The following is a 15,686-nucleotide window of genomic DNA, read 5'->3' as shown; positions in this document are numbered from 1 at the left end:
ATAGCCTACTCGATAACGCGTCATTTCGAATTATCGACTTTATAAGGAAGCTCATCTTCATGAAACTTCGCCGCTCCGTTACACACTGTATGTTGGCTTTAGGCACTTTAGCGTGCTCATCAATGATATTCGCTAATGCTTCAAATCAAGGTTATTACCGTGCCCCAGCCTTAAATGATCAAACCTTAGTGTTTACTGCCGAAGGTGATTTGTGGACCACGCAGCTTAACCAAACTAAAGCCAGTCGCTTAACCAGTTTGGCAGCAGAAGAGCTAGACGCAACCATTTCTAAAGACGGTAAATGGGTGGCGTATACGGCCAATTATGAAGGCGCAACCGAAGTATATATGATGCCTATTCAAGGAGGCGTGGCTAAACGGGTGAGCTTTGAAAACAGCCGAGTTCGTCTGCAAGGTTGGACGGCATCTGGCGAAATATTGTATTCAACCGACAACGCCTTTGGCCCAGCTAATTTTTGGGTGCTTAAAACCGTTGATCCACAAACCTTAACTATCACTGATTTACCGTTAGCAGATGCAGTAGAAGGTACCATCGATGATAAAGGTGAGTATGTTTATTTTACTCAGTTTGGTCTGCAGGTCAGTGGCGACAATGTCAAAGTGTATCGCGGCGGCGCTAAAGGCGAAATTTGGCGTTATAAGTTAGGCAGTAAACAAGAAGCGCAACAGTTAACAGGCGCCCACGAAGGTTCAGTTAAACAGCCGATGTTATGGAACCAACGTGTTTACTTTGTCAGTGATCAATCTGGTAATGACAACATTTGGTCAATGACCGAAGATGGCAAAGACATTAAACAACATACTCAATATACCGACTGGCAAGTGCGTGACGCCCAGCTTAATAATGGCCGTATTGTGTTTCAGCAGGGCGCCGACATTAAGTTACTTAATCTAGCCGATCTTGCAGAATCAACAGTAGCCATCGAGCTTACCAGCGACTTTACTCATCGCCGCGAACAGTGGGTTAACGACCCAATGGATTACGCCACCTCGACAGTATTTTCTCATCAAGGCGATAACGTGGTTATTACCGCCCGTAGCCATGTGGCCATTGCCAGCAACGACGGTCGCCGTTTAGTGCAAATAGACTCACCCGCCGATAGTCGTGTTCGCGATGCACTATTAAGTGATGACGGCAAATGGGTCTATGGCATTAGCGATGAATCTGGTGAACAAGAAATCTGGCAGTATCCAGCAGACGGTTCTGCTGGTGCTAAACAGCTCACTAAAGATGGCAACACCTTACGCACCAGTTTGTCGTTATCACCAAATGGCCGTTATTTAGTGCATGACGATTACATGGGTAATGTGTGGTTACTCGATTTAACCCGCAACAATAACCAAAAAATCATTAAAAACGGCGAGGGTTTAGGCCCTTACCAAGACATAAAATGGTCTGGCGACAGTCAATTTATTGCGCTAACCAAGGCTGAAATTGGCAAGCAACGTCCGCAAATTGTGTTGTATTCCATTAACGAATCCAAATCACAAACCCTGACCACAGACAAATACGAGTCATTTTCACCTAGTTTTAGCCACGACGGTAAATGGTTATATTTCTTGTCTAACCGCGAATTTAAAGCCAACCCTGGTTCGCCTTGGGGCGACCGTAACATGGGGCCGATTTTTGACAAGCGCACCCAAGTATTTGCCTTAGCGTTAGATGCTAAAGCGTCTTTTCCGTTTGCCAAACCAACCGAGCTTACCGTTAACAAAGACGCAAAAAAAGCTGACAGTAAAGACCAAGACACCCCAGCAAAAGTCAAAGTAGAGTGGGACGGATTAAACCAACGCTTATGGCAAGTGCCAGTTGATGCAGGTAATTACAATAGCTTAACCGCAACCAAAGATAAGCTGTATTTATTAGATGGCAGCCAAGATAAAAGCGAGCTAAAACTGATTAAGTTTGACCCGCTCAATATTAAAGTCGACACCTTCAGCGAAGATGTCGACCAATATTCGTTATCAAAAGATGGCAGTAAAATCATGCTGCGCAAACAGTCTGATCCTAAAAGCCTTATGATTGTCGATGCCGGCGACAAACTTCCCAGCGATGTATCGCGCGCCAAAGTCAGCACCGACCAATGGCAATTAAGTATTTCGCCGCAGCAAGAATGGCAACAAATTTTTGAAGATGCGTGGTTGATGCATCGCGATTCATTTTTTGATCCAAAAATGCGCGGCGTAGATTGGCAAGCCGCTAAAGCTAAATATCAACCTTTGGTAGACAGACTGACCGATCGTAATGAGCTGAATGATATTTTCACCCAAATGATGGGTGAACTGAACTCATTACATTCACAAGTACGCGGTGGCGATATTGCCCAAGATGCCTATGCAGCCAAAGCCGCCGCATTAGGTGGCAGGCTGACACAAACCGACAAAGGTGTGGTGATAAGCCATATTTATCAAACCGACCCTGAGTTGCCTTTATCGGCCTCACCACTGGCACGCATAGAAGTTGATGCGAAAGAAGGTGATGTGATTGCGAGCATCAATGGCAAAAAAGTTACTAATATTGCTGATGTGACTCAATTGCTTCGTAACCAAGGTAATAAGCAAGTGTTGTTGGGGCTAGTACGTGGTAAATCGGCAATCAATACCATAGTGACTCCCCATGATATTGGTACCGATACCAAGCTACGCTACCTTGATTGGGTTGAACATAATGGCGACAAAGTAGCCAAAGCCTCTAAAGGTAATATTGGTTATTTGCATTTGTATGCCATGGGCAGCGGTGATGTCGAAAGCTTTGCTCGCGAGTTTTATACTAATTACGACAAAGATGGTCTAATTATCGACGTTCGCCGCAATCGTGGTGGCAATATCGACAGCTGGATTATCGAAAAACTGTTACGCCGTGCGTGGGCATTTTGGCAGCCAACCCATGGCAGCACTAATGCAAACATGCAGCAAACCTTTAGAGGCCATTTAGTGATATTAGCCGATCAAATGACCTATTCAGATGGTGAGACTTTTTCAGCTGGAATTAGAGCGCTTAATATAGCGCCTATTATCGGTAAGCAAACAGCGGGCGCTGGAGTGTGGTTATCGGGTCGAAATTCGGTGACCGACAAAGGCATGGCACGAGTGGCAGAATACCCACAATATGCCATCGATGGGCGTTGGGTTGTTGAAGGTCACGGGGTTGAGCCAGACATTGAAGTAGATAACTTACCTTATGCTACCTTTAGCGGTAAGGATGCACAACTTGACGCTGCAATCAGTTATTTAAAAGATGAACTAGTACAACAACCTATTGCGCCATTACAAGGCCTGCCAATGCCAAAAACAGGTAAAGCCGCTGACATAAGAGCCAAATAGTCTTAAATTGGTTAAGTGATACAGTAAAAAATAGCCCTCTTAGCGTAATGCTAAGAGGGCTTTTTTTAACTAGGTAGATTAACTAGGTAGATGAACTAGTTATAATCAAATAAAGCCTAGTGTTTTATGTCAACTTCACAAGCTAATGAGTTAGCAATAAAGCAATTGGCATGGGCTTTTTCATGTATCTTCGCTAACGTTTGTTCGTCAACGGTAATCCCTTCTGCAAACGTCACTTTAGGCGCTAATGTCATCTTAACCACGGCCACTTTACCCGCATCATTTTTACCTAAATCAGCAGTGGCATTATCAATATAACTCGCTACAGGCAGTCGCTTTAAATGGGCAATCGCTAGAAAGGTCAACATGTGGCATGAGGACAAAGCAGCAAGTAAGCTTTCTTCTGGATTCACTTTATCTGCATTGCCTTTGTATTCTGGCGCAGATGACGCTTGAATCGTTTGTCCTGTGCCAAACTTAACCTCATGGTCGCGATTAAATTCACCTTCTTCACTCGGTGAAGACTGCCAATTTACCGTTAATTTAAAGCTCATTTTGTACTCCCCAAACCACATAAAAGTGGTATTTTGATATTTTCACGGTTATTCAAATGTCGCTTGATACACGATAATAGTTCAATCTAGCGCCGCGTTCACTTCTATTGATTCAACACTAAGCACAGCTGAATGTCCATGGACTCGGTCGAATAAATGTATATAAGGATGTCACTTATTCACTACAGATAACCTAGCTGTTCGGTTTGACATTTCAAAACGAATATCGAAAACTGAAGCCAGAGCAAACACGTTTTTATACCTCAATAAAAAACCAACTTGTGCTGGTTTTTGTGGCTAATTTCTGGCTGGATTAGTGATAGTGTCATCACTATAAATGAGTCTATACCAAGCCTGTCATTTCAAGTAGAGGCGAAGTAACGTTAACACGGGTTACTAAGCTAAGGTTGTGGTGTTGATTTGCCATAAACCTATTATAAACGGTGGCTCAGCTTGATTAACCCAGCGATAAATCAGTTTGATATAAGTAAAATATTGCCATTTAAACTTACTGAGACCATGCCTTCAGTACAGATAATGTAAACCTTAAGCTGCTTCAGCGAGCAGTTTGGTAATCAACTCAGCAATAGTATCGGGATCTTGTGCGCCAGAGACCAAATATTGTTGATTAAATACTATGGCAGGTACAGCTTGAATCCCGCGGCTGATCCACAGTTGCTCTTCCTCTTTTACCGCAGCTTCAAAACGTTTGTCAGTGAGTACAGCACGAGCTTCATCAGCATCTAAGCCGACTTGCATCGCCGCTTCAATTAAGACTTCAATGTCATCTGGGTTTTTCTGATCAGTAAAGTAGCTGCTGAATAACGCCAGTTTCAATTCAGTTTGCTTACCAGACTCCGCAGCCCAATACAGAAGCTGGTGGGCCAATAGGGTATTATAAATTCGTGATGCGTCAGAAAAGTTAAACTCAAAGCCTAAATCGGCACCCATTTGGGTTAATCGCTGACGGTTTTGTGCGCTTTGCTCCGGTGTTGAACCGTACTTTTCTGCAATGTGTTCGCCTAAATGCTGGCCTTCTGGACCCATTGATGGGTTTAGCTCAAACGGATGCCATTGCAATTTAACGTCTAAATCGTCAAATTGGCTCAATGCTTGTTCAAGTCGACGGTATCCGACAATGCACCATGGACACATAACGTCTGAAACAATGTCAATTTGGAGTTGATTAATAGCCATGTTCGTTCCTTTTAATGATTAATTTGACTTCATTTACGAAAGTCTAAAAAATAAAAAATATATAATTGCTTATAAATTAACTGCTTTTAGCGGTTAATTGATTGGTTTACCATCACTTGTGTTAACAACACAAAAGTTGCAACCTTTGGGTCTAAATTGTGTCTATACTTAATCAGTAATCTGATGTTTAATCAATGTAAGGGTTAGGTCAATTAGATATACCCCATACACGTTTATTAATGGTATTGCTGTTAAAGTATACAAACAGATATAAAACACATTATAGGTTTGAGTACTTGTGATATAAAGCACATGCCCCATGTCTAAATATGTCTGCCTGCATTTGTACAAACACACTATTTATGTCAGCATGCAGTTGTAATACGCTATAATTTTGGCAAGTAAATTCTTTTAAGGACAATCTATGAAAATAAATCTTTCTGGTCACCATGTTGATGTTACTGATACTGTCAAACAACACGTAGATGAAAAATTCGCTAAAATAGCTAGCCATTTCCCGACGCTTATCTCGCTAGATATCATCATTGCAAAAGAGCATGGTGAATATGATGTTGAAATCAGAACTAACTATGAAGGAACTCGCATTGCTGCTAAAGGTACTGACTTAGTCATGTATCCTGCTATTTCGAGCGCTGCTAAAAAATTAGATGCGGCACTAAAGCATCGTAAAGGCCAGTTAAAAGCAGATCTACATGACAAACCAGATGTAACTGCTCCTGAAATCGCTTACGAAAAAGTTCAAGAAATGGACTTACGTTAATCACAGTCGTTTATTTAACGATCCCCCAAAACGCAGCTTAGGCTGCGTTTTTTGTTAAAATATCATAAAAACTAATCTTGTCCCGTCATAACAATCTAGCAACTCAAACTGGCTTCCACTTGCTAGAACGCTGCATTGCTAAAAAGCTAAGCGCATCAAAGCATCAAAGCATCAATACATTAGTTGTTGATTGTTATGCTTTAAAGCCTCTACGTTATCGCTTTTAGCTTCAACATAGTATTCGTCATTTCCGCTTGATGATTATGCTAATTTAATCACGGAAAGCGTGATGGGTTTATCCGCTGTTTTATGGGGAATTTCTGGGGGTATCAAATACTGCATCAAAATTGGTGCAGATATTTTAATTAAAGCGGCATTGTCTGAAGCCTTTACTGATGTGTCAGGTCAATATTTTGATAATGATATTGGTCAATTTACCGTTGCACCCCCTGATGCTGCCAATGCAGTGACATGCCAACAGGTAATTGATGTGATGGATGGAATAATAGCCAAAAATATGTGTGAATAATCTGTAAACAAAACTGTTGCATCTAAAGTGTCAGTTTTTTAAGTGCTACTGGCAATAAAGCGAGTGCTAAGCTTATAAAGCAGTGACAGATATCAGAAGTATTGTGCTCAAAACCCGCTAAAAAGATGAAAGTGTTTTGAATTTATACGGGTAACTTTTTTTTGAAGGTTTATAGCGGCTATGGAAAATAGCCGAAAAGCGTTCTAGCTCTTGGGCTTAGAACGCTTTAACTGACTTAGTTTGAGTTATTCTTCGTCGCTAATTTCTGCATTGTGGTAAACGTTTTGTACGTCATCACAATCATCAAGAGCTGCCAAGAACTTTTCAAAACTTTCAATATCTTCACCAGTAAGTTCAGTCATGGTTTGTGGCACAAAGGCTAAATTCTCTACCTTAAAGTCAATCTCTGGAAAGGCTTCCGTTAGCACTGTACGGGCATTGTTAAACTCAGATACTGGCGCAAATACACTGATGATGCCATCTTCTAGCTCTACATCGGCAACGTCAACGTCAGCCATCATAAGCAATTCAAGAATGGCTTCATCGTCTTCGCCTTCAAACACAAATACTGCTTGATGTTCGAACATATGACCAACAGTGCCAGGGCTGCCTAACTTGGCGTCATTTTTAACAAATGCTTGGCGAACCTGAGTAAAGGTACGGTTACCGTTGTCTGTTAAGCAGTCAACAATCACCATGCAGCCGCCAGGACCAAAACCTTCATAGCGTGCGGTATCATAATCTTCACCACCACCACCACGAGCTTTTTCAATAGCACGTTCAATAACGTGTGCTGGAACTTGATCCTTCTTCGCGCGGGCAATCATGCTACGTAGTGCTAGGTTGCCATCTGGGTCAACGCCACCTTTGGCACAAATATAAATCTCTTTACCGTAACGTGAGTAAATACGTGTCTTTTGGCCAGCGGTTTTCGCCATGGACTCTTTTTTATTTTGATATGCTCTGCCCATCTTAATCTCGTTTTATTAAATGTTTAAGGCTAAAAATTGTCATCGATTCTAGCAGGAATATGTTGTGGTGTTTAGGTGCTGCTTCTAAATTTTGCATAAATAACCTTTACACAGAATAATAAAAGGTTATCAAACAGTCATTTGTACTACTCACTAGGTTTCATTCACTTATAACAGACCTGCTATTGCCACGAAAATTCGTGTTGTGTGTAAAATAATAAGAACGATTTAGGTACCAATTTGAAACCTTTTACTATAATTACGTTAGCCTATTCTGCATACCTAAATGAATTTTAAAAGGCTTGTTTACATTGTAAATACTGCCAAAGAAAGCACTTTCGCTTCGCATTTACAGTACATAAGTATTCATATTTACACATCAGATGTGTTAAGTTTATGTATTAAGAGCCTTCAATAAATAATACAATTTAATAGTGTATTATTGTTTAAAGCCAAAATATAAAAATAAGAGAAAGGGCTTCTCTATTGGGTGAACTCAATATTGAAAGTTCATTGTTTCATCCTTTTACCCTGAGATGTATTGATGAGTTAGATGATCAATATCATTTCTACACTTAATCATTATGTTAGAAATGAGAGTCCGAATATGAAATCTGAATCTGCTGAAGGTCAAGCGTCAAACGCGACGGTGACTATTTTGTATTACGAGGCCCCTGTTGGTCTAGAAATGCATAATTCTGTGTTGACCGATCTGCAAATCAGCCAAACTGGACGTGTTATGATCCCTGCATCATTTCGTCGAGGTAAATCTATTATTGCGGTATTAGAAGGCGAGTGCAAAATACTGAACTCATTAGGTGAACGTGTTTATTCGCAACGAGTTATGAGCAAAATAGACAATTAAATGAATTTTAAGTAACAAAAAAGACACGTGAAGTGTCTTTTTTTTGTGATTTTTAGCATGTGTTGCCTTTCTCGCATGAGCTAGCCGCTCTAATTAACTGAATTAGTTGCTCTAATTTGCTGTGCTAATCTACATGCTCGCAGCGTAATAAATCTGCTAACAGTTTGTCCGCTAAAGGTTGTAATACTTGCTCATTAGGCTGGGTGTGAGCCACCGTTCGTAAACCGTAAATGCCCATCACTAAATACTGCGCTAAAAATTGGCTGTCACAGTCTTGTGCTATCAGCTTCTGCACTTTTGCTGTATCGAACACCCCAGCCAATGACTGCTGCCATAGTTGCAAAAACTGGCAAGTCATTTGTTTTATTTGCTCATCTTGATCGCCCATCTCACTGAGTGACTTTGTCAGTAAACAGGCCTGGGTAGCATCACAACTTAAACATTCCTGTACGATTAAGGCTAAATAAGCGCCTAAGTTGTCTACTGCTGAACGGTCATTGGCAAACAATAACTGAAACTGTTCGTTCCGATCCTGCTGGTACTGTTCAATAGCGGCAACATACAAGCCTTTCTTATTGTCAAAAGCACAGTAAATTGACCCCGGATGAAGCCCCGTTGCTTTGGTGAGATCTTGCATGCTGGTTTTAGCGTATCCATTCACTAAAAAGGTGCTCATGGCAGCACGTAAAACCGTGTCTCTATTAAATTCAGCGTGTCTCATATCAGGGGGTCACTTCTGGTCAACAACAAAGCGTGATAACTCATAACGCTCGAGTCTAACTAAATTTGGTCAATTATTCAAAAATTACTTGAATGTATATTCAATTAAGATTAATCTTGAATGTATATTCAAGAAAGGAGATCGTCACATGACGGCAAGTTTATTTACACCATACAAACTCAATGACACCCTAACATTATCAAACAAGATTTTAATGGCACCATTAACGCGTTGTATGGCGGATGATGATCTTGTTCCTACTCAAGCTATTGCAGACTATTATGCTCGCCGTGCTGAAGCGGGTTTGATTATCAGTGAAGCGACAATTATTCGTCCAGATGCACAAGGCTACCCAAATACGCCGGGTTTATTTACTCCAGCTCAAATTGACGGCTGGCGCGTAGTGACCGATGCGGTACACAAAAATGACGGCAAAATTTTTGCTCAGCTTTGGCACACTGGCCGCGTAGCACACCCACACTTTTTTGATGGTGGCGACGTGTTATCTGCATCTGCACAGGCTGTAGAAGGTACTGTGCCTAGAATGCGCGAATTGGTTTACCAAACGCCAAAGGCTGCCACATTAGATGATATTAAGCAGTTAGTGGTTGATTATGCTCAAGCCGCTGTAAATGCGATTGATGCTGGATTTGATGGCGTCGAAATTCATGGTGCTAATGGTTATTTAATTGACCAGTTCTTACATCATGACAGTAACCGTCGTGAAGACGAATACGGCCAAACCCCTGAAAATATGTCACGTTTTGCTTTAGAAGTGGTTGACGCTATTGTTGCCAGAATTGGCGCAGATCGCACCGCTATTCGCGTTTCTCCTGGTGCGTATTTCAATATGGCCGCCGATCCACGCGACCGTGCTGTGTTTGACTATTTAGTGCCTGAGTTAGCTAAACGCAATTTAGCATTTTTACATGGCGGTATTTTTGACGACTCAATGCAGTTTGATTACTTAGGTGGCAGCATATCGGCCTACCTGCGCAGTGTTTACACTGGCACCTTAGTGGGTGTGGGTAGTTACACCGCCGAAACAGGCAGTGCAGCCATTAGTGACAACAAGTTTGACTTGTTGGCTATTGGTCGTCCATTTATTGCCAATCCAGATTATGTGGCAAAAGTGCGTGATGGCGGCGAATTAGTGGCATACGCCGACAGCATGTTAACGGAATTGATTTAAGCTTGTTTGTTGTTTTACGTTACTCACTTCAGCAGAGGTTAGTAAAACGTAGTTTGTAGGAATCCATTTCTAAGCAGTATTTTCTATGCTAGAAATGGCGCTAAAACTATCAACCCCAATTTGTGTTTTTTAGCATCCGTCTTGGCCACAGCTTTTGCTGTGGTCTTTTTTTGGGTAGAAATTTGTCTCAGTGGGTGCAGTCTATTGCTATGTCGATTACTATGTCGATATTTTTCGGCAAAGAGAAACATGATGCAAACACTGCAGCAATTAAATGATGGTTTATTACTAGGTTATCAACGGGTCAGTATCGCAGAACAACTGACGGAGTTTCCTGTAAAACTGTTTGAGTTAGCCGATACTCTAGAAGTACTCGATCTTAGCAATAACCAATTATCGTCATTGCCCGATAACTTTGCCGACTTGCATCAACTCAAAATCTTGTTTGTGTCGAATAACCTATTTGAACATCTACCAGCGGTATTAGGCCAGTGTCCAAAGCTCGAAATGATAGGTTTTAAAGCCAATCAAATTCGCACCGTACCCGAAGCATCCATTCCAAAGCAAACCCGTTGGTTAATATTAACCGATAACCACATTGAGCAATTGCCAGACAGTTTAGGCCAGTGTCATCGTCTGGAAAAACTCGCGTTAGCGGGTAACCGATTAACCGCACTGCCTAATAGCATGGCTAATTGTCATCAATTGGCTCTTATCCGTTTATCGGCTAACCAGCTAACCGCCTTACCACATTGGTTATTTGAGCTACCTAACTTAGCCTGGTTGGCTTTTGCAGGTAACGCGTTTAGTCATGTAGAACATTGCGATAATACTCGCGTACCTATCGTGCCATTAACCCAGTTTACGTTAGGCCAATTACTCGGGCAGGGCGCATCTGGATTAATTTATCAAGCAACTCACCATACCGAAAGCTCAGTTGAGGCAAGCTTTAGCAGCGACGCTGATGTCGCAATTAAGTTGTTTAAGGGCATGGTGACCAGTGATGGTTACCCAGCAGATGAGCTTGATTGTTGCTTAACCGCTGGTGAGCACCCTAATTTGATTAATGTGGTGGCACAGATTAATCAACCAGAGCAACTGGGTTTAGTGATGCAACTTATTCCGCCAAGCTACGGCAATTTAGGCTTACCGCCGTCGTTGCAAACTTGTAGTCGCGACACCTTTGAACCACAGACGTTATTTACCTGGGCGCGCATTACTCATATTGCCAGTCAAATGGCTGATATTTTGGCTCATTTGCATCAAAATGGAATTAGCCATGGTGATATTTATGCCCACAACATCATGATAAATACCCAAGATAACGTGCTGTTTGGTGATTTTGGCGCCGCCTCAAATTTAAAGCAGTTTACCCCACAGAATTTGCAATTAATGCAAGCGATTGAGGTTAGGGCGTTTGGTTATTTGGTCGATGACATGCTAAACCTCATCGATAACCCAGACACACCACAAGCGGCAATGTTGCGCCAGTTAGTGCAAGATTGCTTGCAGCATAGTTCATCAACAAGACCGAGTTTTAAAGCGCTGTTACCACGTTTAGCGAGCATTGCTTAACAGATAAACACACTAGGGCTAAGGTATTATTAGGTTTAACCAGCCTAGTTGTTTAGCTCGAGTGAATAGCTCTATTTAATGGCCTGAGTGAATAGTTCGAGTGAAAGGCTAGCACTAATACTACGGCGAATAAAAAATACAGAATATGGTCTTTAGCTACACACTGCATTATAATCAAATTATCATGTCGTAATGGAAGGCTAGCCCACTGTGGAAAATAAAACTGCACGTTTTACTGTATTAATGGACCCGCTAAAAAAGCAGGCATTTGAACAACTGTGTGCTGCTCAAGATCTCACCCCATCACAAGTCACCCGTCAGCTTATTCGAGAATACCTCGAAAAGCATGATGTGAGTTTTGGTGACAATCAAAGTCGCCCTAATCCACAGGTAAAAAGCTAAGCTTCTATTCGCCTATTGTTAGGCTATTGGTGACACTATTAGTCACCTAGTGGCTATGCAAATTGCTACGTTAGTCGTTACGCTAGCCGTTACATTAGCGGGCCAGTGGATCAACTGGTTTACCACCCTAGGGTAGTCAATTCGTGATAATAGCATTATAATGTTATTACAATATTCGGCAGGGTAGATACCTTTCTATCTCACGCCAATCGATAAAGCCGGTCGAACTGCGTATTAGCGCAATTTATTTGTTCGACAACTGCCAAGAACACAGAGAGTAAAGATATGAGTGATGTAATTCCGCCATGCCCAAAATGTGAGTCTCCGTACGCTTATTCAGACGGCACATTGTTAATTTGCCCAGAATGCGCCAATGAATGGAACCCAAATGAAGAAGTGGTTGATCCAGACGCCATCATTTTAAAAGATGCCAACGGCAATTTATTAGCAGAAGGCGACAAAGTCACCTTAATCAAAGACCTTAAAGTAAAAGGTTCATCACTCGTCCTTAAAGTTGGCACTAAAGCAGTGATCAACCACTTTGTCGACGGCGACCACGACATCGATTGTAAAGTTGATGGCAATGGCCAAATGATGCTGAAATCGAAGTTTGTTAAAAAACAAAGCTAATAACGATTGAACTAGTCGTTATAAGTGACCATTAATCAGCTTGTGGCTGATTAACAAAAAATCCCCGCAGGCAGCAATGCCTGCAAGGATTTTTTTATGGACGCTTTTGCCTACTTTTATTAGTAATGTAACCAGAGTCAATAAATTTGACTATGTGCCACAGCATGACTAGAAGTGCTGTTGTTGATTATATAGTCTTGGAAAAGTTTGACGTGGAAAAAATGTGTAACTCAAGTGACAGTTACACTGAATCTAACACTTGCACGTTACGTGACTAAATTTTAGCCTACTAGCTATTATGCTCATTAATACTTGATTTGATATACCTATCCATGATTTCTGGTGCTAGTTTTCTTGTGGTTTCAAGGATGGCTTCTTTTTGCCACTCAGAAGCAAAAGGAGAAATCATAAATCCTTCTGTAAGCATGTTGAGGTCACAATCAAATTGTATCACCGGAGGCTGGAGCTCTGGTGCTGTAGATGTAACTGGTATATTAGACCAATCGGTTCTAGCAGTACTATTGTTTAGTAAGAACCTTATTTCATTCTCACTCTCATAGGCTATTGATTTACAACAAAGTGGAAGTTCATTCATCTGCAGATATTCAGGGTTTTCTGTAATTACCCCATAAGCTACTTTGTAGCAACTAGGTGAGGGGTTCGTAAATCCAACACTGCGAAAGAATGATTTAACAGAAGATTGTATTGCAACTCCAAGTCTAGCATTCCCAGTATATGCATACCAAAGTGAGCGGCATTCACCTTCTTTAGCATTCCAGCACACAGCATAATAATCATGTTTTAAATGCGCAATATGGTCTACTAAACTTTTACCAAGCTGCTTTTTATTATCTTTTGTAAGAATATTAATTAGGTATTCAACTTCATTTCTATCAGAAAACTCTGCTAATTTTGAAAATACCATTTTTTGGGTAGTTAGCATGGATAACCATTTTTCTAGACTGAGATATCGCCATATCGTTATGTTATCGTCTCTATTTAGCTGGTATTTTTGTCGCCATTCTTTAGCGTTTTCAATCTGCATAGTTATCTTCCTAATAATGTAAATTCGTCCATTTAGTCAAATATTGTATAGCTGTTAACTGAATATGGTCTAAATAAGATACTTTAAAGTAAAGCTCTAATCATAGTAACTCATCGATTTGAAATTAACCCGCAGGCTCAATGGTCCTCCGTCCGAAGTGTCCGAAATAGCGTGATGAAAATGCCGTAGTGACATCATGGATGATGGCACAGGCTCAGGGGTACATGGATGTACCATCTGAGCCGTTAGGCGATTTTTATTATCGCTATGAGGATCAACACTTTGTCGGAGCTGCTGGGGAGATCCAAGAGGGGAAAGCAGTTTTTCCCTTCTTGGTCGGGTGTGGGCGAAGCGCCACGACGTTGCTTATATTCAAAAAGCGATATTATCATACTCATAACTGTCTAATATGAAGATTGACATTGGCATTAACGATGTAAATGTTGCCTAGGCAATAAGTATCAATGAAGTGTTGGTATCGAATTAACTAATTGGATAATAAAACTCATCCAACCACAAAAATAAAGCGGATTAAACTGAGCTAGCAGACAAAGAAAAAAGGGCTTAGCATTGCTGCTAAGCCCTTTCGGTAATTGGTGGAGGCGGCGGGACTTGAACCCGCGTCCAGAAAGCCTACATCCTCGGCGCTACATGTTTAGTCTCTCTTTTATTTAACCAAGCAGTCTCCGAAAGACAGGATGCTACTTGGTGAGTCCGGTACTGTTTCGCGGTTCACCCCCGGACGGAGTTCCCTCGCTAGCACACTGTAATATGACCATCAGGATCCACTGTCCACGTGCGAAACGTGTGGTTGATGGCTAGCTAGCCTAAGCTGCTAGAGAGTAGTTAGAGTCGTTTGCAACTATAACGGTGCGGCTTTTTACGAGGCCAACCGCCCCTCGACATGCTCCTTGGGTTTCGTGAATCCTGTCGAATCCAGAATCGCCCCCAATTGACGCAATTATAACGTGTTGTTAGGTGAATACCTAGCGTACATTAACAAATTATAATCGTTTGTTCACTATCTGTTCGTTATAGGCCTATGTTCAATAACAACTTATCAGTTTTAATCGTTTCAGTGGCCTACTAACAATATTAAGCGCTTTCTTTGTCTTTTTTCATGACGCGGGCTTTTTCAATTTTCCACTCGCGTTCTTTGGTGTCTTCACGTTTGTCGTGATCTTTTTTACCTTTACCTAAGCCAATTTCAACTTTTACCCAGGCACCTTTGCGCCAGTACATTGATAGTGGCACCAAGGTGTAGCCTTGACGCTCAATTAGGCCGGCAAGTTTGTCAATTTCACTGCGCTTTAATAGCAGTTTTTTGGTTCTGATTGGATCACATATTACATGGGTTGAAGCGGTATTAAGTGGTTGAATAGTACAACCATGCATAAAGGCTTCACCCTCTTTAATATAGACATAACAATCAGATAAATTTACTTTACCCATGCGAATGGACTTAACTTCCCAGCCCATAAGTTGTAATCCCGCTTCGATTTTGTCTTCAATGCGGTATTCAAAGGTCGCGCGTTTGTTACGTGCGATGCTCGCTGAGGTATTTGTTGATTTCTTTTTTACCATTATTATTACCGTTCTGATTGCCGTTATTGACCTGAAGGATGGCGCTGGACAACCCGCAGTGAGCCCATTTGATAAACTCTATTATGCTAATACTATTAACTAATAGATATGGGGGAGATTTTTGATATATCAACGATTATACCCAGTTTCTTGGTGATTGTGTTATTTCCAACGTGATTTAACACTCTCGAAGATGCCTTTTTTATTTAACGTGATAAAATCGGGCTATTGTATTAAGGATAGTGATGTCAGATGCCCAAGATTTCCAAAAGTATGCTGGTTAGATTTAGTGCCTT

Annotated in this window: 14 protein-coding genes and 1 other RNA gene; 8 read left to right on the top strand and 7 right to left on the bottom strand. The window is 41.3% G+C overall.

Features of this window, described 5'->3' with window-relative positions:
* The first annotated feature begins 59 nt into the window (after positions 1 to 59).
* Positions 60 to 3,344: a S41 family peptidase gene (locus tag H5202_RS03880; RefSeq protein ID WP_182770888.1), complete on the top strand. Its 3,285-nt coding sequence runs from the start codon at positions 60 to 62 to the stop codon at positions 3,342 to 3,344.
* Between the two features lie 116 nt (positions 3,345 to 3,460).
* On the opposite strand, the gene H5202_RS03875 is transcribed toward H5202_RS03880, so the two are convergent.
* Positions 3,461 to 3,898: an OsmC family protein gene (locus H5202_RS03875; protein ID WP_182770887.1), complete on the bottom strand. Its 438-nt coding sequence runs from the start codon at positions 3,896 to 3,898 to the stop codon at positions 3,461 to 3,463.
* Positions 3,899 to 4,444: 546 nt separating this feature from the next.
* Positions 4,445 to 5,095: a DsbA family oxidoreductase gene (locus tag H5202_RS03870; protein ID WP_182770886.1), complete on the bottom strand. Its 651-nt coding sequence runs from the start codon at positions 5,093 to 5,095 to the stop codon at positions 4,445 to 4,447.
* Between the two features lie 424 nt (positions 5,096 to 5,519).
* Between H5202_RS03870 and hpf the strand changes: the two genes are divergently transcribed.
* Together hpf and H5202_RS03860 are read left to right on the top strand one after the other, a co-directional pair.
* Positions 5,520 to 5,876 (top strand): ribosome hibernation-promoting factor, HPF/YfiA family, encoded by a 357-nt coding sequence (gene hpf / locus H5202_RS03865; protein ID WP_182770885.1) that lies wholly within the window; start codon positions 5,520 to 5,522, stop codon positions 5,874 to 5,876.
* Between the two features lie 289 nt (positions 5,877 to 6,165).
* On the top strand, positions 6,166 to 6,405 hold the full coding sequence (locus H5202_RS03860; protein ID WP_182770884.1) for a hypothetical protein: 240 nt from the start codon (positions 6,166 to 6,168) through the stop codon (positions 6,403 to 6,405).
* A 245-nt stretch (positions 6,406 to 6,650) separates the two neighbouring features.
* Here H5202_RS03860 and H5202_RS03855 read toward each other — a convergent pair whose 3' ends face one another.
* Positions 6,651 to 7,376 (bottom strand): YebC/PmpR family DNA-binding transcriptional regulator, encoded by a 726-nt coding sequence (locus H5202_RS03855; RefSeq protein WP_182770883.1) that lies wholly within the window; start codon positions 7,374 to 7,376, stop codon positions 6,651 to 6,653.
* A gap of 607 nt (positions 7,377 to 7,983) precedes the next feature.
* Between H5202_RS03855 and H5202_RS03850 the strand changes: the two genes are divergently transcribed.
* On the top strand, positions 7,984 to 8,241 hold the full coding sequence (locus H5202_RS03850) for a TIGR02922 family protein (RefSeq protein WP_182770882.1): 258 nt from the start codon (positions 7,984 to 7,986) through the stop codon (positions 8,239 to 8,241).
* 124 nt (positions 8,242 to 8,365) lie between these two features.
* On the opposite strand, the gene H5202_RS03845 is transcribed toward H5202_RS03850, so the two are convergent.
* On the bottom strand, positions 8,366 to 8,962 hold the full coding sequence (locus H5202_RS03845; RefSeq protein ID WP_182770881.1) for a TetR/AcrR family transcriptional regulator: 597 nt from the start codon (positions 8,960 to 8,962) through the stop codon (positions 8,366 to 8,368).
* A 148-nt stretch (positions 8,963 to 9,110) separates the two neighbouring features.
* On the opposite strand from H5202_RS03845, the gene H5202_RS03840 reads away from it, so the two are divergent.
* From H5202_RS03840 to H5202_RS03825, 4 genes are all read left to right on the top strand, one after another.
* Positions 9,111 to 10,154 carry an alkene reductase gene (locus tag H5202_RS03840; protein WP_182770880.1) on the top strand — a complete coding sequence of 348 codons (1,044 nt, stop codon included), beginning with the start codon at positions 9,111 to 9,113 and terminating at the stop codon, positions 10,152 to 10,154.
* 252 nt (positions 10,155 to 10,406) lie between these two features.
* The gene (locus H5202_RS03835) at positions 10,407 to 11,729 is read left to right on the top strand and encodes a protein kinase (RefSeq protein ID WP_259397179.1); all 1,323 of its coding nucleotides are present in this window, start codon (positions 10,407 to 10,409) and stop codon (positions 11,727 to 11,729) included.
* Positions 11,730 to 11,939: 210 nt separating this feature from the next.
* Positions 11,940 to 12,131, top strand: coding sequence for a ribbon-helix-helix domain-containing protein (locus tag H5202_RS03830; RefSeq protein WP_011636565.1), 192 nt, complete (start codon positions 11,940 to 11,942; stop codon positions 12,129 to 12,131).
* Between the two features lie 285 nt (positions 12,132 to 12,416).
* Positions 12,417 to 12,761, top strand: coding sequence for a zinc ribbon domain-containing protein YjdM (locus tag H5202_RS03825; RefSeq protein ID WP_011636566.1), 345 nt, complete (start codon positions 12,417 to 12,419; stop codon positions 12,759 to 12,761).
* A gap of 289 nt (positions 12,762 to 13,050) precedes the next feature.
* On the opposite strand, the gene H5202_RS03820 is transcribed toward H5202_RS03825, so the two are convergent.
* The 3 genes from H5202_RS03820 to smpB form a co-directional block, all read right to left on the bottom strand.
* Positions 13,051 to 13,806 carry a hypothetical protein gene (locus H5202_RS03820; RefSeq protein ID WP_182770878.1) on the bottom strand — a complete coding sequence of 252 codons (756 nt, stop codon included), beginning with the start codon at positions 13,804 to 13,806 and terminating at the stop codon, positions 13,051 to 13,053.
* Positions 13,807 to 14,400: 594 nt separating this feature from the next.
* Positions 14,401 to 14,756: a transfer-messenger RNA gene (gene ssrA, locus H5202_RS03815) on the bottom strand.
* 145 nt (positions 14,757 to 14,901) lie between these two features.
* On the bottom strand, positions 14,902 to 15,390 hold the full coding sequence (smpB, locus tag H5202_RS03810) for an SsrA-binding protein SmpB (RefSeq protein ID WP_182770877.1): 489 nt from the start codon (positions 15,388 to 15,390) through the stop codon (positions 14,902 to 14,904).
* Between the last annotated feature and the right edge of the window lie 296 nt (positions 15,391 to 15,686).

The sequence above is a fragment of the Shewanella sp. SG41-4 genome (genome assembly GCF_014164505.1).
Lineage (GTDB): Bacteria > Pseudomonadota > Gammaproteobacteria > Enterobacterales > Shewanellaceae > Shewanella.
Note: the sequence above shows the minus strand (reverse complement) of the source record. Positions and strands in the feature narration are given on the sequence as shown.